The 24,583-nt window shown below is 49.7% G+C and carries 26 protein-coding genes; 17 read left to right on the top strand and 9 right to left on the bottom strand.

From position 1 onward, the window contains the following. Positions 1–57 precede the first annotated feature (57 nt). A complete protein-coding gene (locus tag BN6628_RS16120; RefSeq protein ID WP_068619167.1) occupies positions 58–1,056 on the top strand; it encodes an acrylyl-CoA reductase family protein in 999 nt (332 codons plus the stop codon). A 108-nt stretch (positions 1,057–1,164) separates the two neighbouring features. Continuing rightward, positions 1,165–1,695: a hypothetical protein gene (locus tag BN6628_RS16115; RefSeq protein WP_068619166.1), complete on the top strand. Its 531-nt coding sequence runs from the start codon at positions 1,165–1,167 to the stop codon at positions 1,693–1,695. Positions 1,696–1,890: 195 nt separating this feature from the next. Here BN6628_RS16115 and BN6628_RS16110 read toward each other — a convergent pair whose 3' ends face one another. Next, positions 1,891–2,406 (bottom strand): MogA/MoaB family molybdenum cofactor biosynthesis protein, encoded by a 516-nt coding sequence (locus BN6628_RS16110; protein WP_392397643.1) that lies wholly within the window; start codon positions 2,404–2,406, stop codon positions 1,891–1,893. Between the two features lie 176 nt (positions 2,407–2,582). Between BN6628_RS16110 and BN6628_RS16105 the strand changes: the two genes are divergently transcribed. Both BN6628_RS16105 and BN6628_RS16100 read left to right on the top strand, forming a co-directional pair. Next, positions 2,583–3,692: a CobW family GTP-binding protein gene (locus BN6628_RS16105; protein WP_068619162.1), complete on the top strand. Its 1,110-nt coding sequence runs from the start codon at positions 2,583–2,585 to the stop codon at positions 3,690–3,692. A 102-nt stretch (positions 3,693–3,794) separates the two neighbouring features. Beyond that, on the top strand, positions 3,795–4,127 hold the full coding sequence (locus BN6628_RS16100) for a four-helix bundle copper-binding protein (RefSeq protein ID WP_068619160.1): 333 nt from the start codon (positions 3,795–3,797) through the stop codon (positions 4,125–4,127). A 112-nt stretch (positions 4,128–4,239) separates the two neighbouring features. Here BN6628_RS16100 and BN6628_RS16095 read toward each other — a convergent pair whose 3' ends face one another. Beyond that, entirely contained in the window at positions 4,240–5,160 is a 921-nt protein-coding gene (locus BN6628_RS16095) for a LysR family transcriptional regulator (protein ID WP_068619155.1), read from the bottom strand. Positions 5,161–5,284: 124 nt separating this feature from the next. On the opposite strand from BN6628_RS16095, the gene BN6628_RS16090 reads away from it, so the two are divergent. The 3 genes from BN6628_RS16090 to BN6628_RS16080 all read left to right on the top strand — a co-directional run bounded on the left by BN6628_RS16090 (position 5,285) and on the right by BN6628_RS16080 (position 7,875). Continuing rightward, complete coding sequence (locus tag BN6628_RS16090) at positions 5,285–6,361, top strand: branched-chain amino acid aminotransferase (RefSeq protein WP_068619153.1); 1,077 nt, start codon at positions 5,285–5,287, stop codon at positions 6,359–6,361. Positions 6,362–6,501: 140 nt separating this feature from the next. After that, positions 6,502–6,954, top strand: a complete 453-nt coding sequence (locus tag BN6628_RS16085) for a hypothetical protein (protein ID WP_068619148.1) — start codon at positions 6,502–6,504, stop codon at positions 6,952–6,954. A gap of 48 nt (positions 6,955–7,002) precedes the next feature. Next, on the top strand, positions 7,003–7,875 hold the full coding sequence (locus BN6628_RS16080; RefSeq protein ID WP_068619146.1) for a protease complex subunit PrcB family protein: 873 nt from the start codon (positions 7,003–7,005) through the stop codon (positions 7,873–7,875). Between the two features lie 82 nt (positions 7,876–7,957). On the opposite strand, the gene BN6628_RS16075 is transcribed toward BN6628_RS16080, so the two are convergent. Then, a complete protein-coding gene (locus BN6628_RS16075) occupies positions 7,958–10,036 on the bottom strand; it encodes an ABC transporter ATP-binding protein (protein ID WP_068619144.1) in 2,079 nt (692 codons plus the stop codon). Positions 10,037–10,049: 13 nt separating this feature from the next. After that, positions 10,050–11,795 (bottom strand): ABC transporter ATP-binding protein, encoded by a 1,746-nt coding sequence (locus tag BN6628_RS16070; protein WP_068619142.1) that lies wholly within the window; start codon positions 11,793–11,795, stop codon positions 10,050–10,052. A 514-nt stretch (positions 11,796–12,309) separates the two neighbouring features. Here BN6628_RS16070 and BN6628_RS16065 point away from each other — a divergent pair. Continuing rightward, on the top strand, positions 12,310–12,615 hold the full coding sequence (locus BN6628_RS16065; protein WP_374706267.1) for a HesB/YadR/YfhF family protein: 306 nt from the start codon (positions 12,310–12,312) through the stop codon (positions 12,613–12,615). Between the two features lie 65 nt (positions 12,616–12,680). Here the strand turns inward: BN6628_RS16065 and BN6628_RS16060 are convergent, their stop codons facing one another. Further along, positions 12,681–13,184, bottom strand: coding sequence for an ADP-heptose synthase (locus tag BN6628_RS16060; protein WP_068622367.1), 504 nt, complete (start codon positions 13,182–13,184; stop codon positions 12,681–12,683). Between the two features lie 446 nt (positions 13,185–13,630). On the opposite strand from BN6628_RS16060, the gene BN6628_RS16055 reads away from it, so the two are divergent. Then, on the top strand, positions 13,631–15,379 hold the full coding sequence (locus BN6628_RS16055; RefSeq protein ID WP_068619138.1) for an ABC transporter ATP-binding protein: 1,749 nt from the start codon (positions 13,631–13,633) through the stop codon (positions 15,377–15,379). A gap of 221 nt (positions 15,380–15,600) precedes the next feature. Here BN6628_RS16055 and BN6628_RS16050 read toward each other — a convergent pair whose 3' ends face one another. After that, the gene (locus tag BN6628_RS16050) at positions 15,601–16,053 is read right to left on the bottom strand and encodes a DUF441 domain-containing protein (RefSeq protein WP_374706268.1); all 453 of its coding nucleotides are present in this window, start codon (positions 16,051–16,053) and stop codon (positions 15,601–15,603) included. A 4-nt stretch (positions 16,054–16,057) separates the two neighbouring features. Beyond that, positions 16,058–17,050 (bottom strand): YpdA family putative bacillithiol disulfide reductase, encoded by a 993-nt coding sequence (locus BN6628_RS16045; protein WP_068619136.1) that lies wholly within the window; start codon positions 17,048–17,050, stop codon positions 16,058–16,060. Positions 17,051–17,224: 174 nt separating this feature from the next. On the opposite strand from BN6628_RS16045, the gene BN6628_RS16040 reads away from it, so the two are divergent. Both BN6628_RS16040 and BN6628_RS16035 read left to right on the top strand, forming a co-directional pair. Next, a complete protein-coding gene (locus BN6628_RS16040) occupies positions 17,225–17,821 on the top strand; it encodes a DUF2087 domain-containing protein (protein WP_068619134.1) in 597 nt (198 codons plus the stop codon). A 157-nt stretch (positions 17,822–17,978) separates the two neighbouring features. Continuing rightward, positions 17,979–18,485 (top strand): DUF3939 domain-containing protein, encoded by a 507-nt coding sequence (locus BN6628_RS16035; protein WP_316245811.1) that lies wholly within the window; start codon positions 17,979–17,981, stop codon positions 18,483–18,485. Positions 18,486–18,567: 82 nt separating this feature from the next. Here the strand turns inward: BN6628_RS16035 and BN6628_RS16030 are convergent, their stop codons facing one another. Beyond that, positions 18,568–19,341, bottom strand: coding sequence for an alpha/beta hydrolase (locus BN6628_RS16030; protein WP_068619130.1), 774 nt, complete (start codon positions 19,339–19,341; stop codon positions 18,568–18,570). A 134-nt stretch (positions 19,342–19,475) separates the two neighbouring features. On the opposite strand from BN6628_RS16030, the gene BN6628_RS16025 reads away from it, so the two are divergent. The 6 genes from BN6628_RS16025 to BN6628_RS26445 all read left to right on the top strand — a co-directional run bounded on the left by BN6628_RS16025 (position 19,476) and on the right by BN6628_RS26445 (position 23,943). Further along, positions 19,476–20,237: a GNAT family N-acetyltransferase gene (locus tag BN6628_RS16025; protein ID WP_068619129.1), complete on the top strand. Its 762-nt coding sequence runs from the start codon at positions 19,476–19,478 to the stop codon at positions 20,235–20,237. Positions 20,238–20,305: 68 nt separating this feature from the next. Continuing rightward, positions 20,306–21,517 carry an MFS transporter gene (locus tag BN6628_RS16020; RefSeq protein ID WP_068622363.1) on the top strand — a complete coding sequence of 404 codons (1,212 nt, stop codon included), beginning with the start codon at positions 20,306–20,308 and terminating at the stop codon, positions 21,515–21,517. A gap of 154 nt (positions 21,518–21,671) precedes the next feature. After that, complete coding sequence (locus tag BN6628_RS16015) at positions 21,672–22,082, top strand: hypothetical protein (protein ID WP_068619128.1); 411 nt, start codon at positions 21,672–21,674, stop codon at positions 22,080–22,082. Between the two features lie 17 nt (positions 22,083–22,099). After that, positions 22,100–23,089 (top strand): FAD:protein FMN transferase, encoded by a 990-nt coding sequence (locus BN6628_RS16010; protein WP_157692483.1) that lies wholly within the window; start codon positions 22,100–22,102, stop codon positions 23,087–23,089. A 30-nt stretch (positions 23,090–23,119) separates the two neighbouring features. Then, entirely contained in the window at positions 23,120–23,683 is a 564-nt protein-coding gene (locus BN6628_RS16005; protein WP_068619122.1) for a ferric reductase-like transmembrane domain-containing protein, read from the top strand. 122 nt (positions 23,684–23,805) lie between these two features. Then, a complete protein-coding gene (locus tag BN6628_RS26445; RefSeq protein ID WP_187386141.1) occupies positions 23,806–23,943 on the top strand; it encodes a hypothetical protein in 138 nt (45 codons plus the stop codon). A gap of 73 nt (positions 23,944–24,016) precedes the next feature. Here BN6628_RS26445 and BN6628_RS16000 read toward each other — a convergent pair whose 3' ends face one another. Next, positions 24,017–24,256 (bottom strand): hypothetical protein, encoded by a 240-nt coding sequence (locus BN6628_RS16000; protein ID WP_068619119.1) that lies wholly within the window; start codon positions 24,254–24,256, stop codon positions 24,017–24,019. Between the last annotated feature and the right edge of the window lie 327 nt (positions 24,257–24,583).

Genomic DNA, 24,583 nt, shown 5'->3' with positions numbered 1-24,583 from the left:
TGTGTCATAATTTGATATAGAGATGGAGTGAATAATTATGATTAGGGGGTATGAGAGATGCAATCAGCTTTTCGCGCATTTGTGGTAGCTAAGGATGAATCAGGGTTTAGAGCGGGGGTTGAGCAGGTGGGGATCAACGCCCTGCCGGAGGGCGATATATTAGTCCGCGTTCAATACTCCAGTGTGAATTATAAAGATGGTCTGGCAAGCATACCCGAAGGCAAAATCGTCCAGCGATATCCGTTCATTCCCGGAATCGACCTGGCCGGCGAGGTAATCGAGTCGGCAAACGGTGAATTTAGTCCCGGCGACCGGGTGCTCTGCACTGGCTACGGGCTTGGGGTCTCCCATGAAGGCGGTTATGCCGAATATGCAAGGCTCCCGGCAGCCTGGCTGGTCCGGCTGCCGGAAGGGCTTACCGCGAAGGAGGCGATGACCATCGGCACGGCGGGGTTCACTGCCGCGCTCTCAGTGGACCGCCTGCTGCGCGCCGGACTTGCGCCGGAGAATGGCCCGGTGCTGGTCACCGGGGCCTCCGGCGGTGTGGGCAGCATGGCCGTCGACATTCTCTCGAAGCTGGGCTTCGAGGTGACGGCCAGCACGGGCAAAGCCCCGAAGGAGGCGCTGCTGCGGGGCCTTGGCGCGGCGGAGGTGATCAGCCGCGTGGATCTGGTTGCGAGCGCGGCGGCGGGCGCGCTCGGGCGCGAGAGATGGGCCGCCGTCGTAGACCCGGTCGGCGGGCCGGGCACCGGTGAGCTGCTCAAGGTGGTCCGATACGGCGGTGCCATCGCCGTATCAGGGATGACCGGCGGCGGGAAGTTCGAGTCGACGGTGTTTCCTTTTATTCTGCGCGGGGTGCAGCTGCTTGGGATCGATTCTGTCATGTGCCCTGCCCAGCTGAGACAGAGCGTATGGGACCGGCTTGCCGGGGAATGGAAGCCGATTCGTGCATTGGAGCAGGCCGTTACGGAGGTAGAGCTTGAACAGCTGCCTCAGGCGCTGGAAGCTGTTCTTGCAGGAAAGTCTGTGGGCAGGCAGGTTGTCCGCATAAGCTAAAACGGACCGCCGGAAAAGACTTCCGCACAGGATAATTCCCTGTTCTCCGGTTCATCCTAATCTTGATCAGGATTATAATAGATCCCGTGTAAAGAGGGAGGAGCCGAGATGAGGAAGAAGGCAGCCTTCGTGCTGTTTTTAATATGCATATGCATGCTGGCTGTCAGCCTGGGCTGCAGCAGCAAGGTCAAAAATATTGCCCAAAGCGAGAATAACCGCTACAATATGGCGGATTACCAGAAGGGCAACCAGAGAGCAAAGAATGCGGGACATGGGCTGAATACCGCATTCCTGTCCAAGCTGAAGAGCGAGTTCGGCAGGGAAGGCATGCCGCTTACACACGAGACCTATGCTGAAGGTACAAACGGCCATATCAGCTACAGCTATTTTATTAACGGAGATCCGCGGCATTTTGTGATTGCCCATGCCTTCCCGTCCGAAGAGTTGAGGGTACGCAAAATGGCGGAAATGTACAGCGGTCTGGAAGCGAGCGGGGATGCGCATCACAAAGCTTCCAATGCTTCCGTATTATATGCCCGGTCTAATACAGCTCTTGTGTACGCTTCCCAAACTGAGAAGAACGGTCCGTTCAGCAAGCGGATTGAGCGGATCTTCAGGTTGTTAATGGGTTCATCCTAAGTAATGTACAGGTCTGGTCTATATAAAAATTCAAAGCAAACCACCTCCTTGTCCAGGGGTGGTTTGCTTTGTCATGCCTCCGTGATGCCCCATGTTGCCTTCGTGATGCCCCGTGATGCCCCGTGATGCCTCCGCTCCGTCATGCAACTACTCGCGTGCTGGGAGCTGTGCTCTTGAACAAGGCTCAGTTCTGTCCTATTTCTTATAAATCTCCCGCATGACATGCCTCAGCTCCGGGAGAATAATGCGCTGCATGGCCAGCTTAACCGCTCCTTTGGAACCCGGCATGGAGAAGACGGCGGTATTCCCGATTGTCCCGGCAATAGCCCGGCTTAAAATAGCGGCAGAGCCGATATCCTCTGTGAAGCTGAGATACCTGAATATTTCCCCGAAGCCTGGCAGTTCCTTGCTCAGGAGGCTGCGTACGGCCTCATATGTGGTGTCGCGCGGAGCAATTCCAGTCCCACCGGTAAGCAGCACCGCCTCTACCGAAAGGTCTGCGGCCGCTTCACTAAGCAGCCGGCGGATGTCTTCATAATCATCCTGCACAATTTGGTAGCTGTGAATGATGTATCCCTGCTCTTCCAGCAGAGTCTTCATTAGCGAACCGCTGGTGTCGGTATCCGGGGTTCGGGTATCAGAAACAGTAATGACTTTGCATCTCACCGTGTCCGGGGCTTGGCTCCGGTGTTCGTCTACGGATCTTAGCATGATCGAGTCCCACTTTCTAAGAAAAGATGATTAATCTACCTCATTTTAACACATTCCTTTTTGTGCCCTCAAAAAAAGGAGGTTTCTGTCGTAAGGGGAGGGCCCGCTTGCATCCAAGTGCAGCATATAGTAAACTCCCTTTCAAGGAATTGGAATAGTAATGGGGGAACTACCAAATGCGTGAGCAAGAGCACAAGCTGCCTGTATATATTTTATCCGGATTTTTAGGGAGTGGGAAAACTACACTGCTTCAGCAGTTGTTAACCTTCTGGAAGGAGCAGGGGCTGCGTCCTGCTGTCATTATGAATGAGATTGGGGACGTGAATCTGGATGGGCTGCTTGTCCAGCAGGAGGTCCCAATGGCCGAGATGCTCAGCGGCTGCATCTGCTGTTCGATCCGTGCGGACCTGGCTGGTGAAATGGCCGAGCTGATTATGAAGGAGCGTCCGGATGTGATTGTGATTGAGGCAACCGGAGCTGCCAACCCGATGGAGATCCTGGATGGGGTGGCCGAGGTGGCCCTGTATCAGAAGCTGGAGATCAAACCGATGATCACGGTGGTGGACGCCCCGCACCTGCTTGAACTGGCAAGGTCACAGAAGGGTAAGACGTTCCGGTTAATGCAGGATCAGATCCGCTGTGGCTCCATCCTAGTGCTTAATAAGACAGACCGGGTTAGCAAGGAGGAAGCGGTAGAGCTTGAGCGCCAAATCCGGAGCTGGAACCCGTATGCAGAGATCCTCCCTGCGATTCATTGCCAGATTGATCTGGAGCAGGTGCTTCAAATGAAAGGGCAGATCAGTTCACACGAGAGTGCCTTTAGTGGGAGTCAGGGGAAGCAGGACGCTGGCTTCAAGGATGCGGGTTCGAGCTTGAATCACGAGAGGGGCGATTGGGCGGAGCGCAATAATGGCTACACCTCGAACGCGGACAGCCATTCACATGGGGATGACCCGTCATCGCACGGTCACAGCCATGCTACGCATGACCATGTTACTGTGTACACCCATTATTTTAACGGGCCCATTCACAGTGAACAGTTTGAACAGCTGATACGGGACCTGCCAAGAGATATATATCGGGGCAAAGGGGTGTTAACCTTCTCGGACACGTCAAGCCGGTTCTTGTTCCAGTATGCTTACCGGGAATCGGATTACATGAAGATTAACCCGCAAGGAGATATCCCGGATGTCGCCGTATTTATTGGCGAGCATTTCGATAAGCAGGAGCTGGCGGATAAGCTGACTGCGTTGGAAGCCAGGGAGCATGCGGCTGGGAAACAGTGACAACAGCCTGATTTTCGTTTCAATTCACGCAGAGAACGGTAATTAAATATATACGAAACCGAGCATGTTCGAGAATATGAACTTTTCAGGAGGATGAATACGATGACTCATGATCTGCAATATCGGGAATATATCGAAGCCAGTCTTCAGTGCATGAATGCTTGTAATTATTGCTATGTCTCCAGCTTGAAGGAATATGAATTGGCCTCATTAAGAGATTGCATTCGCCTGGTTCGGGAGTGCGCGGATATATGTATGTTTACAGCCGATTCTTTGTCCCGGGGAACCATCTTTGCCAAGGAGATTATGGAACTCTGTGCAAAAGCCTGTGAGGCATGTGTTGCCGAGTGCTCCAAACATGAGCATGACCACTGTCAGAAGTGTGCGGAAGCCTGCAGACGCATGATCGAACTCAGCTGCCTACATACCGTTTAATTGAACCTTATATGCAGCCGATAGCCTGGAACCCCCTGAAGGAAGCGGGGTTTCAGGCTATTGCTTTTATTTATGATTCCTAAATACACTCACGAGTTGTCATTCCGATTTATTACGCCAATGCTCCATCATCTTCAGGGTCAGCAGTCGAGGCGAAATGGTTGATAAAACGCCTTGCACTTTTAGTTAAATAACGTTCTTTCATCCATACGATTCCAACATCAGAATGGAAATTAGCGTCAGTCAAGCGGATTGTACTAATCTGCTCTATAGGAAATGCACGCATGACGGACTCAGGCAGGACAGTGGCACCGATGCCTGCGGCCACCAAGGCGATTATAATTGCAACGCTGGAACATTCGCTGATAATCTGCGGCTCAAACCCGTGCCGGCGGCACTCCTCAAGCACCTGCTTATGCATCCGGATCGTATGATCCGTCTTCAAGGTGAGAAACGGCAGGCCCGCGAGTTCCCGCATCTTCATGCCTTCGGACTCATCCCGGGTAAATGCGGCGCTTGGAACCACAGCCACATAGGGGTCGGAAGGAAGGGGCATAATTTCTACAGGTTCGGAAAGCTTTGCCTCAAAGGGGAGGCGTGCAACGATAAGCTCAATGGCACCGCGGATTAACTGTTCACCCAGAAGAAAATGATCTCCTTCTATAATTTTAAAAGTAACCTGGGGGTATTGCTCGCGGAAGAGTTCGATCGGTTTAGGCAATAAGGAAATACAAGAGACGACGGAGCCGATAGATAGCGACCCGTGGATTCCTTCGTCAAGCTCTCTCACTTCCTTGAGCACCTCACTGTATTGGTTTAGCAGCGACTCGGCACGCTGCTGGAGCAGCTCGCCGGACGGGGTCAAACGCAGATTCTTGCCGCTGCGGTCGAATAAGGTTACGCCAAGCTCTTGCTCAATAAGCTTGAGCTGCCTGCTGAGCGGAGGCTGTTCCATATTCAAGGATTTAGCCGCTTTTGTAATCTGGCCTTCCCTTGCAATGGCAAGAAAATAGCGCATTTGCCTCAAGTCCATAAGCATTCCCCCTTAATATACTTAAAAGGTATGTAAACCCGACAAAATTAATCCTTTTCAATATGTATAAAGTAATGATACCATTTAACTAACTAAAGTGCAGCAGTGAAGGAGCGTTAAGAATATGGCATATACAATCAAAATTGAAGAATCCCATAGCAAGAAGCAGAAGCCTGCAGATCATGAGCTCGGTTTTGGCAAATATTATACGGATCATATGTTTATTATGGATTATGATGCGGGTCAAGGCTGGCACTCACCGCGCGTGGTTCCTTATCAGCCGATTACGCTGGACCCTGCCGCCAAAATCTTTCATTATGGGCAAAGTGTGTTTGAAGGCCTTAAGGCTTACCGTGCCGAAGACGGCCGGATTCTTCTGTTCCGCCCCGACCGGAATTTCAAACGGCTGAATCTGTCCAACGTCCGTCTGAGCATCCCACAGCTGGATGAGGAGCTGGCGCTTGAGGCGCTGCTCAAGCTGTTAAACGTGGACCGGGACTGGGTTCCGTCCTCAGAAGGAACTTCCCTGTACATTAGACCGTTCATCATTGCAACGGAAGCGGCGCTTGGTGTTGCTCCGTCCACCCAGTATAAATTTATGATTATCCTCTCGCCAGTCGGATCTTATTACGAAGAAGGTATTCATCCGGTGAAAATCCACGTGGAATCCAGTTATGTCCGTGCGGTAGCGGGTGGTGTTGGACATGCGAAGACCGCCGGCAATTACGCGGCTGGCCTGAGAGCCCAGGAGGAAGCGACGGACAAAGGGTATTCCCAGGTTTTATGGCTGGACGGGGTTCATAGGAAATATATCGAAGAGGTTGGCAGTATGAACGTCTTCTTTAAGATTAACGGCAAAGTCATCACGCCAGCATTGAATGGAAGTATCTTGGACGGCATTACCCGGAATTCAATACTTGAGCTGATCAAGCAGCAGCAGATTCCGGTGGAAGAACGCCAGATTTCTATGGAAGAGGTTTATGAGGCTTACCAAAATGGCACTTTGGAAGAAGCCTTCGGTACTGGAACTGCCGCTGTGATCTCACCGATCGGCGAGCTGCAGTGGCGGGATGAGAAGCTTGTCATCCATAACGGACAGACCGGAGAGCTTGCGGCCAAGCTTTACGATTTGTTGACATCCATCCAATTGGGACGTATCGAAGGTCCTGAGGGCTGGGTGGTTGAGCTTCCAAACTCATAATAGGTTGGTGACCCGTTTGCCATGATGGCGGACGGGTTTTTCTTTATTGATAAAATCATACGTTTTTGAAAAGGATAGGAACGGCTTCTCCTTCCTGTTATGATTATAGAAACTCTTGTAATTTGAAGGATGGTTCGGTAATGAAGGATGTTAATGGGATGGACAGCAGCCAGGCCAAAGAATTATTCTCCTATTTCGGCCTTGCCGTATATTATTCCCAGGCCTTGGAGCACCAACTGGCCAACTTGATTATGCTGATGAAGGTGGCGGATGGCAAAGTCTTTACAGAGAAGGACCTCGAAGAGCTGTTTCAGCTTAAGCTGAGCAATTCACTTGGGCAGCTGGTGAGAGAGATTCAGCATAACTTTTCGTTCTCTACAGAAGAGACAGAGCAGCTTACAAGACTGTGGAAGCAGAGAAACTATATCGTGCATGATTACTTCAAGGAGCGGATTCATGACACATTCACGGCGTCCGGAAGAGCCGCTATGATTGAGGAGCTTAAGGCGTTCAAGGATGAGGCCCGTGCTCTGGAATGTAAGCTGCAGCAGTATTCGGCCCAGCTGTATGAACTTGTCAAGGTGGAAGATTAATGCAACCTTTTGAATGGAAAAGCCGTTAGGAGGGTGGAGGTGTTCATAATGAAAAATAAAACTAAAACCTTGGCGGCACTGATCCTCAGCTGTTCGCTGCTCACCGTCTCCTCGGCTTCCGCATTCTCGGATGTTCAGGGACAGGACTCTGAGGTGATCAAGTCCTTGCAAAGCCAAAATATTATTCAGGGCATTACAAAGGATAAATTTGCCCCACAAGGGAAGCTGACTACGGTTCAAGGCATTCATTTGGTAGTAAAGGCGCTTCAGCTTAAGCCGAAGCAGGATTCGGAACCGAAGAAAGGGGCCCCTTGGTACAGTGAATCGGTTCAAATCGCCAAGGATAACGACATTCCGGTGGATTTGGCCTCGAATCCTTCAGCTGAGCTTACTAAGGAACAATTTGCGCATATTTTGTATAAAGGTATTCGGGCTACAGGAAATTATCCGCTGATTAAGATGTATATTAAGGTGGCGGATGAGTCGGATGGAAATCCGGAGTATCAAGGAAGCATTCAGAACCTGCTGCTGTCGAAGATCACAACGCTTGATAGCAAGTTGAATTTCCACCCTAAGCAGAAGATTACAAGAATTGAGGCTGCTGTTATGGTTTATAAAGCGATTCAATTTGTAAACAGTCATAAGGAGAACCAGACTGGCGAACAGCAGGAGGTCACTTTTACTTCTGAGAAAGTTAATGATGGGGTGAATAAAATTGTTCTGTCCCGTGGGATGCAGCCGAATCCAGGATATGGAATCCATATCAATAAAATTGAATTCAAGGATGAAGCTAACGCGGTCGTATACTATGAACTGACCTCTCCTAAACCGGGCATGGTGTATCCGCAGGTGATAACGGAATCAAAGGCGGAGACGTATATCTCCAGTCAATATAAAGTTGAAATTGCGCCTTCCAAATAAAGATAAGCCGCTCCGGCATGACCGGAGCGGCTTATTTATTTGCATCAGCCCATTAATATTGTATGAGTGCTTCTTTATCTATTTAGACTCCGCGCGGGACTGTATTGAGGGCCACCGGTTCCGGCTGAGCTGGCTCGGTAGCCTTCTCTGCGGCTGCGCCAAGCTGAAGCTGGTACATCTGATGATACTTGCCGCCCATGGACAGCAGCTCTTCGTGGGTGCCGCGCTCGACAATCTCACCGCGGTGCAGCACGAGAATTTGATCGGCACTGCGGATCGTGGACAGCCGGTGGGCGATAATGAACGTCGTCCGGCCTTTCTTCAGCACCTCGAGTGCGGATTGAATGAGGGCCTCGGTCTCTGTATCGATGTTGGCCGTAGCTTCATCCAGGATCAGAATGGCCGGATCAAAGGCCAACGCTCTGGCGAAGGAGATCAGCTGACGCTCCCCTGCCGAGAGGGTGCTGCCTTTCTCAATTACAGGCTCATCGATACCTCCTGGAAGATGGGAGAGAATGCGCTCAGCTCCAACGTCGCGAAGTGCTTTTTGCACGGTCTCTCTGGAGATCCTTGCATCTCCAAGACTCACATTCGAGGCAATAGTGCCTGTGAATAGGTATGGATCCTGGAGCACGATGCCCATATGCTGGCGAATCCACTGCTTAGGCAGCTCGGTGACGGGCTTGCCGTCAATCGTAATCATACCCTTTTGAGGGTCATAGAACCGGAACAGCAGGTTGATGATCGAGCTTTTACCCGAACCGGTATGACCGACAAGGGCTACCGTCTGACCTTGCTTGGCGGTGAAATTGATGTTCTTCAGCACATAGTCTTTTTTATAAGCGAAGGAGACATCCTTGAACTCCACATTGCCCTTGTAGCGGGGCATTGAACCGTCCGTTACATTTTCTCCCGGCTCGTTCATGAGGGTAAAGACGCGTCCGGCGGACACCATGGAGGAATCCAGCGCAGCCAGTTGGTTAACCATGCCTGTAATCGGCTGGAACAGACGGCCCAGAATGTCGACAAAGGCATAGAGGACACCGAGAGACACCACGCTTGATGCGCCGAGTGCGGAAGAGCCGAAGTACCACAGGATAATCGCGAACGAACCACTGCGCAGCACATTCACAAGATTATGAGAGGTGAAGGAGTTCAGATTGAGCATTTTGTTCTGATATTTCATATAATCGTTGTTCAGGGCTTCGAATTCGGCCTTGGTCTGTTTCTGCCTGCGGAACACCCGAATGATGGACATCCCTTGGATGGATTCATTAATGATTGCATTAATCTCACTAAGTCTGGAGCGGATAATGGTATTGTATTTGGTGGCAATTTTACGATACAGCACGATCCAGCCGATAAGGATCGGCACAACGAACAGACAGACGAGCCCAAGCCGGGCATCGAGCAGGAACAGGGCGACGTATACCCCAACGATGTTAATAATGCCGGTAAAGAAGTTGGACAATACAGCGATAAACAGATCCTTTACCGCCTCGGTATCATTGGTCACTCTGGATACGACCTTGCCCGCAGGCAGGTTGTCAAAGAAATGAACCGGCAGGCGCTGGATGTGGGCATATACGTCCAGTCTCAGCTTCTGAATGACCCGGTTGGCGGAGGACTGCAGCCAGTAGGTCTTCCCGAATTCCATCACAATGGTTACAGCCAGGAAAGCCAAATACCAGCCGAGAAGCTGAAGGACACCCGGAAATTCCGGCTTGTAAAATGCAAAAATCTCCGACCGGCTTAAGGGTACGGCCGTATAGGTATCGGTCTGTGATCCGTGAACGATGGAAAGCTTGCCGTTCTCATAACTCCGTTCGCCGTCCTTGGTGCTGACTTGGCCTGTCACGGCAACATATTGACTGCCCACCTGAAGAATTTGAATCGCCTGCCCGGAGGCTTCCCCAGGGGCAAATCGGTCTTCCCGTTTGTACAGCTGTTGGTTGAACGAGACGGTATACGCATCTGCTTTATCCGTCTGCAGGTAAGATTTCTCAATGGCAAGCACATGATCATCGATCATGGTCCTGGCGATGAACGGACCGGCCAGGTCGGCCGCAACTCCGATCGCCAGCATAATCAAAGCCAGAATAAATGTTTTCTTGGCGGTCAAAGCATATTTAAAGAGTGATTTTCCCGTGCTAGTGTGCAATTAAGACACCTCCTTAGTCTGTAAGATTGGATTCCACCTGCTGCCTATCGTACTGTTCACGGTACCAGCCGTTTTGTGCGAGCAGCTCTTCGTGGGTTCCTTGTTCAGTAATTTGTCCTTTCTCCAGGACAATAATATGATCCGCATGCTCGATAGCCGAGAGGCGGTGGGTTGAGATTAAAGTGGTTTTACCGGAACGCTGGCTCCGGATATTCTCAATGATCCGTGCCTCGGTCCGCGCGTCGACTGCGGATAACGCGTCGTCCAGGATCAGAATCTCCGGATCTGCGATGAACGCTCTGGAGAGGGAGACGCGCTGCTTCTGTCCGCCGGACAAGGCAACGCCCTTCTCTCCGACAAGTGTATCCAGTCCGTCCGACAGCGTCTGCAGATCCTGATCGAATGCAGCGGTGCGGATCGCTTCCATGATCCGTTCGTCTGAAGCTTCATTAAGACCGAACTGGATGTTCTGGCGTACGGTCTTGGAGAACAGAATCTGCTCCTGAGGCACGTAACCGATCCAGGAATGCAATTGATCTGCAGCGATGTTCTGCAGCGGCTTCCCGGAAATCAGAATCTCACCGGTACCCAGGGGATACTCGTGAAGCAACTGCTTAAGCAGTGTGGATTTGCCGCTTCCGGTCCGCCCTACTACGCCCAGCGTCTCACCAGGGCGAAGCGTCAGGTGAATATGCTTCAGGTTATCCGTGGATGATGTAGGGTAGCGGAAGGTTACATCCTTGAACTCAATTCCTTCAGGCTGCTGGACCTCTGCAGGCTGGGGTTGATCTTCCACATCCGGTTTGGTGAACAGAATTTCGTTCACGCGGTCCAGGGAAGCCCCGCCGCGCTGCATGATATTGATCAGTTCGCCAATGGCGAACATCGGCCAGATCATCATCCCAAGATACATATTGAACGAGACGAGTTCGCCAAGTGTGAGCTCATTGTGGAATACAAGATAAATCCCGTAAGCAAGCCCAATAGCATAACTGATTCCGACACACAGCCGGATGGTAGGCTCGAAATAAGCATCAACCCGGGCGACAGCCAGGTTCTTCTTGTATACATCATCCGTGACCTCTTCAAACCGTTTCTCATCATTGCGTTCCTGTACATAGGCACGGATGACACGGATTCCGGCAACCGATTCCAGCACCTGGTCATTCATATCCCCGAAAGCGTCTTGGGCAACTGTATAACGCTGGTGGATGACTTTACCATAGATGCTCATGGCAAGGGCAATGAACGGCAATGGAATGATGGCTGCTAAAGTCAGCTTCAGGTTGATCACCGTACTCATCGCGATGAAGATCACGGCCAGAAAGACGGTGGAATCGGCAAGCGTAAGTATCCCGAAGCCGGCAGTCTGCGCCACGGACCGAAGATCATTTGTAGCGCGGGCCATCAAGTCCCCGGTACGATTACGCTCGAAGAAGGGAGGCGTCATCCGAAGCAGATGGTCCATGAATCTTGAGCGGAGCAGCCGTTCGACCAGGTTAGATCCGCCAAACAATTCGCGCATCCATATGTACGTGATCAGATAAATAAATAGAAGCATGCCAATAATCATTAGAATGTACTGAGTTAATGAGGACCAGGTAATCGATCCGTTAACAATTTCATCGATGGCGTTCCCCAGAAGGCGAGGTGGGGCAAGCTCGGCAATCCCGGCAATAATCAACAGCACAAGACCGATGGTATACCGCTTTTTTTCCTTTCGGAAAAACCAGCCCAGGTTTTTGAGAACTGAGAACATAGGGTTCCCTCCTTTGGTTCATTTGTAATTTTTGTTGGTTTGAACACTGCAAAACGACGGAAATTACACAAAAAAGGCATATCGTCCGTAAACGATATGCCTTCTTAATTTAAGGTCACATAGCATGCGTACGTCACTTGACAACAAGTAACCGCCGCAGAACTATTAAGATGCCCGTGAGATGAGCAGGACTCAAGTTCAGCTAAAGCCATTCCGATCCATTGCAGGGTTACTTCCGGTATTCTGTTTTGAGTTGCCCGCATGTACAAATGCGCTCATATGTGCAATTCTAAACACCGTGATCACCCTTTCTTTTTTGGAAATTTGTTCAAATTGCTTCGTATGCAGACGATTTTATCAGAAAATTTGCAAAACTGTCAAACTTATTTTGTGTGTTTTTTAAAAAAGGACGTTTGGCATTCTTATCCCGATGGTCTAGAATAGAGGGGGAAGGCGCATGTAGGAACAGTTAGGAATAGTTCCATTACAGAGTGAAAACGAAGGAGATGAACTGATGATCCACGTGACCGAATCAGCAGCAAAGTGGTACAAAAAAGAGTTGGAGCTTCAGGAGGGGCAGGCGGTCCGTTTCTTCGCCCGCTATAGTGCCGGCGGCCATATTCATCCCGGATTTTCCCTAGGTATTGGAGTGGAGAACCCGGATACGCCGGGATGTGAGATTGAAGCGGAAGGCATCAAGTTCTATATGGAAGAACAGGACTTATGGTATTTGGAAGGGTACGATCTGAAGGTTACTTACGATGAAGCTTTGGACGATATCGCCTATGAATATGTAAAAGTCAAGGACAAAACAGCCTGATTATATTCTCGAAGCAGCCTTAACAGGCCCGCAAGCTGCGGGCCTGTTATCATGTCTGGCGGCTGTCACCCCACCGGTTCCTCCAACGCAAAGTGAAAGTCCTGAATATCATAGACCTGAACCGGGATTTCCGCCTCGATGATGCGGCTGATCATTTCCGGCTGGTCTGTTAGAACCGGAATTCCTTCCCTTTGGGCGGTCAGAACAATGACGGTTTCAATCGGGTCAAGGAATTCGCCGTATTGCTCGTTGTCCAGTGCATGTACGATGGTTAAGGTAACCGATGGTCCGAGCAGAACGGAAGGGCTTTTGGACCAGGGAATGCTGAGGGCCCGTTCCAGCTTTTTACGGTTCAGCGGTTCTTCCAGATAGGCTGTCAATTCAGCAATCTTGTTCTTCACATACTGGTCATCGCTCAGGTCCCCCATTAAGGGCTCCGGACTGCTTTGGAATTCGTATAATTCCATAATGGTAGGGTAAGGCACAATATATTCGACTGCGGCGGACGGAGCGGTCAGCTCCCCGTAAATCGCCAGCATGACGGCTTCAATTACAAATCGATGTGACATGAACATCCTCGCATTCTTCAATTTATCGACTAGAGTATAACATAACCCCGCTTCAAAAACAGCCGTGCCCGCATTTCGCGGGAAAGGCAGCCATGAGGACAAGTTGTTTATATAAAATGAACTTTAGAATTAACCGATCTCAGCGGAGAGGACGATGTATTCTGAAGAATCAAAGCGTCCGCTTTTGCCTCCGAAAATGCCCCTACTTGGATACCTAGTTCAAGGATTTCGAAGACAACAGGGGCGTAAGAACACTCGGCATCGCAGCGCCCGACAAGGGTAGCCTTCATAAGTTCATTTTATATAGATGCGGGAGTCTTTTGAATTCATCATAATTTAATGAACCCGATAAGGGAATGGGCCTCTATATAATTGGGTAAGGGCTGGGAGGGGTATTTCGATTTGCACGGGATTAAAATAATTCAACTGAGGGAAGTGCGCACCTTTTGAGTCATTGGAAATCATATTTTAGATTTGTGAAGCCTTATACGAAATGGATTATTGTAACCCTATTGATTGGAATTCTGAAGTTCGGGATTCCCTCGCTGCTGCCGCTTGTGCTTAAGTATGTGGTCGACGATGTGGTGCTTAATCATGGCTTAAGCACCGGGCAGCAGGTTCAGCATCTGCTGATTGTGCTGGGGATAACCCTGTTTTTGTTCGTGATCGTCCGCGGGCCGGTTGAGTATATGCGCCAATATTTTGCCCAGTACATCACGGCCCGGATTCTGTATGACCTTAGAAATAAGCTGTACGAGCATCTCCAGCGTCTGTCTCTGCGGTACTATCAGAATACGAAGGTTGGGGAGATCATCTCCAGGTTCATCAACGATGCCGAGCAGACGAAGAATATTGTGGAAGTTGGGATGATGAACGTATGGCTGGACTTGTTTACGCTCATATTTGTACTCGGATTTATGTTTTACCTGGATCCGGTGCTTACGCTTGTATCCATTGCAATTATGCCCTTATACGCATTATCGGTGAAAGTGCTGTACAAGCGCCTTAAGAAGCTCACCAAGGACCGGTCTGCGGCGCTGGCCGGGATTCAGGCTTATCTGCACGAGAGGATTCAGGGAATCTCTGTGATCCGAAGCTTTGCGCTGGAGAATTATGACCGCAAGCAGTTTGGGGGTACGAACGGCGCTTTCCTGGAAAAAGGGCTTGCTCAAAGCCGCTGGAATGCCTGGACCTTCGCCATCATAAACACGCTTACCGATATTGCTCCGCTGCTTGTCATCGGTTACGGGGGATATCAGGTGATCCAAGGACATTTGACCTTAGGTACTTTCGTTGCGTTCTTCGGTTATTTGGACCGGTTGTATGCCCCGCTCAAGCGTCTGATCAATTCATCTACTGTACTCACTCAGGCATCCGCTTCGTGGGAGAGGGTGAATGAGCTGCTGAAAGAGCCTTATGATATGGTTGACGAACCTGGATCGGGTATGCTGAAGGCAGATTCCTGCAGTGTGGCCTTTAAGCAGGTCTGGTTCAAATACCATGAAGATGGCGAGTGGGTGCTGAAGGATATTTCGCTGAACGTCAATCCAGGTGAGACGATTGCGTTTGTTGGTATGTCCGGGGGAGGCAAGTCATCCCTGGTGGGATTGATCCCCAGGTTTTATGACATCCAAGAGGGCTCCGTACAGGTAAACGGGAGGGATGTTCGTGAGTATACAATGCAAAGTCTCCGCAGCCATGTCGGCATGGTGCTGCAGGACAATTTCTTGTTCAGCGGTTCTGTAAAGGATAATATCCTGCTCGGGAACCCCGGAGCTGGTGAGGAGGAAGTGATGGCTGCAGCCAAGGCGGCCAATGCCCATGAATTTATCCTTAAGCTCCCTCAAGGGTACGATACTGAGGTTGGGGAGCGTGGAGTCAAGCTGTCGGGCGGACAGAAGCAGCGGATCGCCATAGCCCGTGTATTCTTGAAAGATCCGCCGATTCTTATACTGGATGAGGCGACTTCGGCGCTGGATCTGGAATCTGAGCATTTAATCCAACAGTCCCTTCGGGATTTGTCCACCAACCGGACTACACTGGTGGTGGCGCACCGTCTATCCACCATTACACATGCTGACCGGATTTATGTACTGAAGGATGGCGAGGTAGTGGAGTCGGGGTCACACGAAGCGCTAATGGCTGAGAATGGCGTTTACGCCGGTCTTTACAGCATTCAGAAACTCCAGGCTTAAGAAGCCGGATACAACAACTGAAGTGGATTACAAATAGCCTTCTCTGGCCGCACTGCGGAAGAGAAGGCTTATTCACTTTTTATAATTAATCGCAATTAGGATCTATATTAAATGAACTTATGAAGGTTCCCCTTTCGGACGCTCCGCTTCTTCAGAATCCCTCGTCCTCTCTGCTGAGATCGGTAAATTCTAAAGTTCATTTTATATATCGCAATTTAAGCTTACCCTCTGCCAATCAGCAGGGATAATAGTCCCGCCGCGATCAGCGGGCCAACCGGCACGCCCTTGAAGAAGGCGACACCGAGGACCGTGCCAATCAGCAGACCGGCCACAACCGTAGGCTGTGTGGTCATGAGAGAGGCGCCGCGTCCGCCAAGATAAGCGACCAGAACACCGACCCCGATCGCACACAGTGACTTCCAATGGAAGAAGGAAGCCCACAGCATCTGGGGAGACAGCTTGCCGCTGGCTACAGGGGACATCACTCCTATGGTGAGAACAATGATGCCAATAGTCAGCCCGTACTTATCCAGCCAGGGGAACACTTGGTTAGCCTTGGTAACCCTGAGCAGCAGCAGGACAATCATCGCGATGGTGATCGGGGCATTTCCGCTGAAGATGCCCAGGGCTGCCATAAGAAGCAGCAGAAGCGCTGTGATATCAATCGGGGCCATTTTGTTAATCCTCCGTATTGCGAATGGATGTGATGTGGCTTGCGATGAGCTTGCCGTGACCGCGTCCGGTTTCGATAAACACTTCATTGGCGTTGCGGCCTGAAGCTACCACACCGGCGATATACAAGCCGCGGATGTTGCTCTCCATCGTCTCAGGATTAAAGACAGGCTTATCCATATCCTCGGACATTTCAACTCCTGCCGAAGCAAGCAGCTTGCGGTCCGGCCGGAATCCGGTGAGGGCCAGTACGAAATCGTTAGCCAGCTCTGTGGTTGTCCCGTCCTGCAAGGACTCAATGATGACCCGGTCAGGAAGGATGGATGTAACCCGGGAGGAGGTGCGCATTTGAATGCGGCCTTTCTCAATCATGGCTTCGAAGATAGGCCTTACCCACGGCTTGATATGGCTTGAAATGCCCTCTCCCCTATACACGATCGTGACCTCCGCCCCTACACGGATGAGTTCCATAGCTGCGTCCACCGCCGAATTACTGCCTCCAATGATGGCTACCTTCATTCCGGTATACGGGTGGGCTTCCCGGAAATAGTGGGTCACTTTATCCGTTTCTTCACCCGGAATTCCAAGAATATTAGGATGATCGAAATACCCTGAGGATAGAATCACATGTTCTGCCGCATACTCCAAATCCTCACCTGAGCGGGTTCTTGTGCGCACGATGAAGGTCCCGTCCTGCTGACGGTCGATCGACACGGCTTCTTCATAACAATTAATACGCAAATTGTAATGAGAGGCGACTCTCCTGTAGTAGGCTAACGCTTCGTGGCGAAAAGGCTTGTCTGCCGGCGTCACAAAAGGAATGTCGCCAATTTCAAGCAGCTCTGACGTACTGAAGAACTGCATATGGGTAGGGTACAAGTAAATGGAATGTACCACATTGTATTTCTCAATTACGCGTACAGATAAACCTTGACGTTGACATTCAATTGCGGCCGAGAGCCCACAAGGTCCGGCTCCGATAATAATTACATCTTCCAATGGAAGTCCTCCTTCTTGGGTAAGTCAAATTCTAAACGTACATAATGAAACACTCTAATCCTACAGCAATTGAAAATGAATTTCCAGCGTTGACAGCAGTATACCGTTTAGATTAATATCTAATTAGATATATATCAAATTAATTTGTAATTCCACAAAAGGAGGAACAGGTCCATGCAGCTTGATAAACTCGTAGCTTACCATAAAGCGCTCGGAGATCCGACCCGGCTGCGGCTGCTGATGCTGTTGTCTGAGGGAGAAGCCAGTGGTCAAGAGCTTGCGCGAAGATTGAATTTATCCCAGCCAACGATCACGCATCATGCTGCCAAGCTCCGGCAGGCTTCGCTTTTGAACGAGAGACGGGATAAGAATACGGTCTACTTCTCGATCAATGCTTATTTTATGGATAGCTTTGCTGAGGCTACACGTCAGTTCATCTATAACAGAAAGGAGAAGGTGGAAGGGATGGAAGAGAAGAACGAAGCCCTGAGAGATACCGTGCTGCGCAATTTTATCGAGAAGAACGGGCGTCTGAAGCAAATTCCAGCACAGCTCAAGAAGAAGCTGATTGTCCTTGAGCATATGGTGTCCAGACTTGAACCAGGACGCAAGTACACTGAGAAGGAAATCAACGAATATATTAAACCGTATCATGACGACTATGCCACATTAAGACGTGAGTTGATCATGCATCAGTTCATGTACCGGGAGAAGGAACAGTATGAGCTCAATCCGAAAGAAATGTGGGCGTCCTGGGAGTCCTTAAAGTAGTCATTTCGGTGAACGCCTGTAAATAAATGGGTGATTTCGTACAATTGTGAGAACAATGGTTACAAGTTAGTCATATACCATATCCAAAACAGCCATTTCAGGATACAATAATAATGTAAGCGCTTCCTGATCAGACTTTTAATACAGGGAGGTATCCATGATGCTATTTTGGAGAAATAAACGAAAATCATCCGATCGTGCCGTCATTCATGCGTCACTGGAAGACATAAGAAGAGCTGTATTGAAGTATGAAGACGAAATGCCCGCTCCAATTAACCGTATTTCCCTGCTTCAGAGTGATGGAACGTTGGACGTATCCAGATTAAGCAGGTATCTGGGCGGAGTGCCTGATCAGAAGTTTTATCTTTCTAGAGAGACCTATGAGATCTTCCCAGAGGAAGAACGTCATATCCCGTATTACCTGGATATGGTGCAGAACGCCGTGGATGATTATTTGAACGAAACGGGCAAAATGCCGGTGGTCGAAGGCTCCCCAGAGCTGGAGGTTGATTTCAAGGTTCTGATGCAGGAGCACTATCTCAAGGAAATGCCAACCATTCCCTTGTATGTGACTGAGCAAGAATTGATGCTGACCCATCGGCCGGAAAGAGCAGGGGTACAAGGGAATCAGCAGGATTCCTCGGTAACGATCCTCGAACTGTAGACTTTGGACTGCAGGATAAAAGAAGGCGCACATGAGCAGTTAACCCTGCTTGTGTGCGCCTTGTTTATGTCCTTAAATTTTGTTATTTATTATTCATCGGGAGCCATTTAAGAACATCTCTGATCCGGGCATCCCAGTAATCCCAGTTATGTTCGCCAGGTCCCTCTTCATAAATATAATCCATCCCCGACGTGCTTAAGGCATTACGAAATGCCACATTCTCTACATAAAGAAAATCTTCGGTCCCACAGGCCTGATAAAGCTTTGGCTTGACTGAAGCCGTTGACGAGGTCCGCTCCAGCAGGTGGAACAGATCATCTCCAGTTCCGGTAATATCCTTATCCCCGAACAACTGGGTATACAGCTCTGGCATGCGCTGCTTAATTGTCCTTATGTCAAGGGCACCGGATAAGCTAGCCGCTGCCGCATACCGTTCCGGATGGCTGAGGGCCAGCTTGAACGCGCCATATCCGCCCATGGACAGGCCTGCCACAAAATTATCCTCTCTTGCTGCCGATATAGGGAAGAAAGATTGAGCGATTCTAGGCACTTCTTCACTGATAAAGGTCCAGAAGCGTCCACCGCTGACCATGCCCCCATTTGTCATATTCGTATAAAAGCTGTGAAACACCTGAGGCATGACCACAGCGATGCCAAGACCTGCCACATAACGCTCGATTGCTGTCTGCCGAACCCAGGCTGTGTCATCATCAGATAGCCCATGAAGCAGATAGAGGACCCGATATGGGCCGGATTGCTGCGGTGAATCTGCCGGACCCGGTTCCGGCAGGATTACGGACATTGAGGTGTTTAGCCCGAGGACCTCGGAGAAGAAGCGGCATTGAATATAAGCCATGTATAATCAGCTCCTGTCTATAGTGTATGTACAGTTCCATTATAAATCCTTAGAGTGAAATCTACTATTGTGTTTCTATTCACGTTTATATATGTTTATTCAATACATTATTTAGAGAGAGGGTGAACCCGGAAATGAAGGAATGGATTGAAGAAATGAATTTGAATGCTTGGCCTGCGCTGCAAACTGTGTTGTACGACGGTTGGGTGCTTCGCTTTGCGGAGGGCTATTCCAAACGGTCGAATTCGGTCACGCCTCTATACCCTTCAAGGATGGAAGACATAGCAGCCAAAATTGACGAATGTGAGTCTATGTACCAGCGTAACAATCTTCCCCCTGTATTTAAAATCACGCCGTTTGAAACCTCGGAACTGGACATGGCTCTCCATGAACGAGGATATCAATCCGTGGATATTACCCTGGTATTAACCCGTGACTTGACCGAAAATACGATTAGGGACCGGTGGCTGGGGGAAACCTTGCGGAAGCATGTTACAATAGAGAGTAGAGTTAGTCATTCCTGGCTGCAGCAGCTGTGTCAGTTCAACAGCCTGAAGCAGGAATATATGGACACTGCCTATCGGATGCTCACGGCAAGCCCTCTTCAGCAGGGCTTTTTCACTTTGTATGACGGGGAAGAGCCGGCAGCTTGCGGCTTTTGTGTTCTACAGGCTGGGCATGCGGGTATTTATGATATTGTAACCGATCCGCGCCGAAGAAGACGCGGGTATGCTGAGGAGCTGATTCAGCGAATGCTGATTTGGGCACAGTCAAACGGAGTGTCACACGCTTATTTGTTGGTGGTGGAAGATAATCTGGCTGCAAGAAAGTTGTATGAGAAGCTTAATTTCAGTGAGTTATACAAATATTGGTACCGAGTGAAATCGTCTAACTGATCCCCATGTTAGAGTCTGATTGAACGAGGAACTGCGAACAGCAGGAAGATCACACCGAGGTGAACAAAATGGAGTTTTCGTGGAAAAAGAATCTGTACGTTCTATGGAGCGGCGTATTCTTTTGCAGTATGGCATATTCAATGGTTATCCCTTTCTTGTCTTTATTCATTAGTCATGACCTGAAGGTGAGCACGAACGTGTCTTTATGGTCAGGTCTCACCTTTGGAATTACCTTTCTGGCCGGAGCATTAATCGCGCCATATTGGGGTTCGCTGTCCGATAAATACGGCCGCAAGCCCATGCTGCTGCGCTCGGGGTTTTGTCTCTGCCTGGTATATGTTCTGACCTCCCTGGTACAAGACCCTTATCAGCTGCTTGGAGTACGTATTCTGTCAGGACTGCTGGCAGGGTATGTTCCTTCGGCGATTGCCCTGGTGGCGACCAATACACCGGAGAAGCAGGTGGGCTATTCCCTGGGCATCATGTCAACGGCAAGTGCGGCTGGGAATATCGTAGGCCCGATGATCGGCGGCTTCCTGAGCAAGTATATTGGTTACAGGGAATGTTTTCTGGTTGCAGGCGGGGTGGTGTTGGTCTCCGCGCTGATCGCCCTGTTTTTTGTCAAAGAAGAGAACTTCCACAGGGACCAAGCCCGCTCGCATGTACTTGATGATTTCAGAGAGGCTGTGGCCAACCGGCCGCTGATCAGGCATCTGACGGTCGTGCTGATTGTAACTACATCCGTCATGGTGCTTGAACCGCTGCTGACCCTGTATGTGCTGGATCTTGGCGCTTCGATGGGCAATGCGTCCCTTAGCTCGGGAATTATATTCTCTGCCGTAGGTATTGCCACGGTCATTGCTGCCCCGATATGGGGAAAGATCGGTCAGAAGATCGGCTACCAGAACACCTTGATTATCGGTCTGGTCGGCGGAGGACTGGGTAATTTACTGCAGCTGTTGTTCCACAATCTTTACGGATTTGGTATTCTCAGATTTATGTATGGGCTGTTTTTTGCGGCAGTATATCCTTCTTTAAATGCCTTGATTGTGAAGACCACAACCCCCGATTTCAGGGGCCGGGCTTTCAGTCTGAATCAGTCCGCCAACCAGCTTGGAGGCATGGCTGGACCTATTGCCGGTGGAGCGGCGGCTGGCTTCATTCCAATCTCCGTCGTCTTTGTGTTGAATGGGCTGCTGCTTCTGATGACCGCTGGGGTGCTTAAGCTGAATCATACCCGAAGAATGGTGCTTAAAAAGAATACGGCTGCCAAGTTGTAAAAGACTAAACATCCGCTAACCTGGATTTAACCGATCCCGCAGACCAAGGCTGCGGGATTTTTGGTATATTCTCAGGTGGCATTCAGGCTTTATTAAGGAGACTCCTCTACAATGAACTTATTCAGGGAATATAGCCAGCGAGAGGAGCTTGAATATGGCAAAGCACAATAAATGGACAAAGTGGAAAGCAAGCGCGGCTGGAATCCTTGCGGCAGGACTTGCCCTGCAGTGGGTCAAATCCACGGCAGCCTTCGATACCGCGCAGCAGGCGGCAGCCGCTGGGGCCACCAGCAGTACACCCGCTCAAAATGATTCATCAAGTGATACTGCGATCAACGATTGGGACCGCGGTTTTGAAAATAACAATCAGGATAGTGGGGCCAGATTCCATGGGGGGCACCATAGAGGCGGCGATTTCGGGTCTGGCAGCAGCGACTCTGGCCTCGGAGGAAGCGACTCCGGCCTAAGCGGAAGCGATTCTAGCACCGATAACGGGGATTCAGGCAGCTCATCTCAGGGGAGTACGCCTTCATCGAATTTTGAGACTCATTCGGGTGGTTCATGAGAGGTTTGCTTCCTCAAGTGAAAGCATGGAAGACGTCGTTTCGGGCCATGAATACAGCGGTGGAGGTTCATTTGGCCGTTAGGGATGAACAACGCTTTAGAGATTTGGTGTTCAAGGTACAACATTGGTTCGAGATCCAAGAGAAGAGATTCAGCAGGTTTCTGCCTGATAGCGAGCTCTCCAGGCTGAACGGCTCCAGCGGCTGGGTCAGTGTATCCCTGGCTATGAAGGAAGTATTAAGCCTGTCCAGACACTTCTCCAGCTTAAGTGAAGGGATTTATGAACCGGCAGTCCTACCCGAGCTAAAGCGAGTCGGATACACTCAAAGCTTCGAGCAGCTCTCATCAGCTGATCAATCCCAAGATGTGTATGACAGCGAAGAGACAAGATTTGGATACAGAGAGTGGGCGTTTGATGCGGGCAGCAGAATGTTCAGGAGGGGATCTGGAACAGCGCTTGACCTGGGTGGGATTGTCAAAGGCTGGTGTGTGTACGAGATCGCACAATGGCTGAAAGGGCAGGAGGACGTTCAGGCTGCGTGTGTCAATGCGGGCGGCGATCTAACCGTGTGGAGCCGTTCGAACCAGCCGGTGGATTGGAGCATTCGGATTGAGAACCCGTTCAAGCCGGATGAAGACCTCGGAGGGCTGCAGATTAGAAACGGCAGCGCAGCAACATCAAGCCGGCTTAAGCGGCGATGGGTAAGGCGCAGCGGCAGGGAGGCTCATCATTTAATTGATCCGAGAACGGGTTCTTCCGCCGAAAGTGACATTGTACAGTGCACGGTAACCGGGGGCCGTCTGCCCGAGTGTGAAGTTATTGCTAAGTGCATGTGCATTCTAGGGGAAGTGGAGGGTTTGGCTTGGCTTGACCGCAGGAATATAACTCACGAGATGCTTTGGATGGATCTTAAGCAGCGCCTTCATTACCGGGGCAGCGAGCAGCAATGCCAGATGGCAGCGTTCCGGGCGACACCTGATGTCGTTCACTTTTACCCGGAAATATAGGCAGGATTACAGCAGGGAGGTTATTTTACTATGGCAGATTGGTTTATGTCCTTGCCCCTTTGGGGGATCATCAGAGTTTCAGGAATTTTATCTTATTTGCTTTTGTTTGCGGGGATGATGCTCGGGATTCTTCATGGAATGCCGGGAAATAGCGGAAGGACGAGGGCGGCGATGTTTAAATGGCATACCCGCTGCACCTGGTCGGGATTCCTGATCGGAATTGCCCATGGAATGATCATCTATGTGGATCAATACAGTCCGTCTACCTGGAGGGAGATCTGGATTCCATTTACCGCCCACATCCACCCGGTAGCTTCGGGCCTTGGCACACTAGCTGTGTATGGCATGCTGATTCTTCTATTAACCAGTGATTTGCGGAATAAAATAAAAAAACCTCTGTGGTATATGATTCACCTTTTGTCTTATCCTGTATTTCTCATGTCCTTATTCCACGGACTATTTACAGGAAGCGACACTGGCTCGGCTCCCATTAAATTGATGTATGCTCTTACTGCCATTGGATTGGCAGGGGTTACCGTATACAGATTCACGCTCAAGAGTGGACGTTCGAAGCCTGTCAAATTGTCGAGATAACCCGGTTTTTCCTTGCCGGACAAGGCGTTTAAAACCTAATAAAACGGTTAAATAACAAATAACCGGGCGGAAGGAAAATAGTTCCTTTGCCCGGTTTATCTAACTATAAGGAGAGGGTTGACGTGGCTATTGACCGTTTTATACTCAGAAAGCTGGAGAGCTGTCATCATGAGTCAGTCCGCCGTAATTTACTCGCATTATTCCTGATCCGTGTTGAGAAAGCCTGGAACAAGGAAGAAGCCCATAGAACAGCGGTATAACCAGTAACCAGCTTATCTATGGGCCTGTCCACAATGTATGGGAGTTTCTTATCATGCAGGTTCTATTAGTTTTTTAATACAACGATAATGCCAGGGAGTCAAATTCGCTTTTGCTGTGCAAAATGGCTTCAGAGCCTTCAATTTCAATACTGATTAAGGAAGTTAAGCATTTTTTAAGGGCTCTCTTTCCTGTTGTGAACTTCTTCTCAAGTGCGCTTGTCAAAAGTCGAAGTGTTCTTTGAATAGGCTGTTTGCTTTCAGCAGCGAAATAGACGGGAACCAGATTGTTTTGGAATTTAATCAAGATTTTCATTCTAATCACCTCTATACAGTGGTTTCATAATACAATACTAATTCACGATTATTAAAATAAGCTTAAAAGAACCTTATAAGTTTCTAAATAAATTGTGATCATCTTGGGGACGGCTTGCCGCCTCTTTTTGCTGTTTACCCGCATGGGCTATAATTGACTCTTTTACCCGTCTAAGTAGTCAACGTTAAAGTCATATTAAAGGTTTCGTACCGTGTTGAAACTAAGAGGAATTACCCATTTTTATGGGCATTTTGTAACAATTGGAGTTAGAGCACCAAGCCAGGGGGTGGGGAACAGTGCTATGATTAGAACAATAGGATCTTTTCA

It is taken from the genome of Paenibacillus tuaregi, from assembly GCF_900086655.1.
Classification (GTDB): Bacteria; Bacillota; Bacilli; order Paenibacillales; family Paenibacillaceae; genus Fontibacillus; species Fontibacillus tuaregi.
The sequence above is the reverse complement of the archived record's forward strand: the minus strand, read 5'-3'. Positions and strand labels throughout refer to the sequence as shown.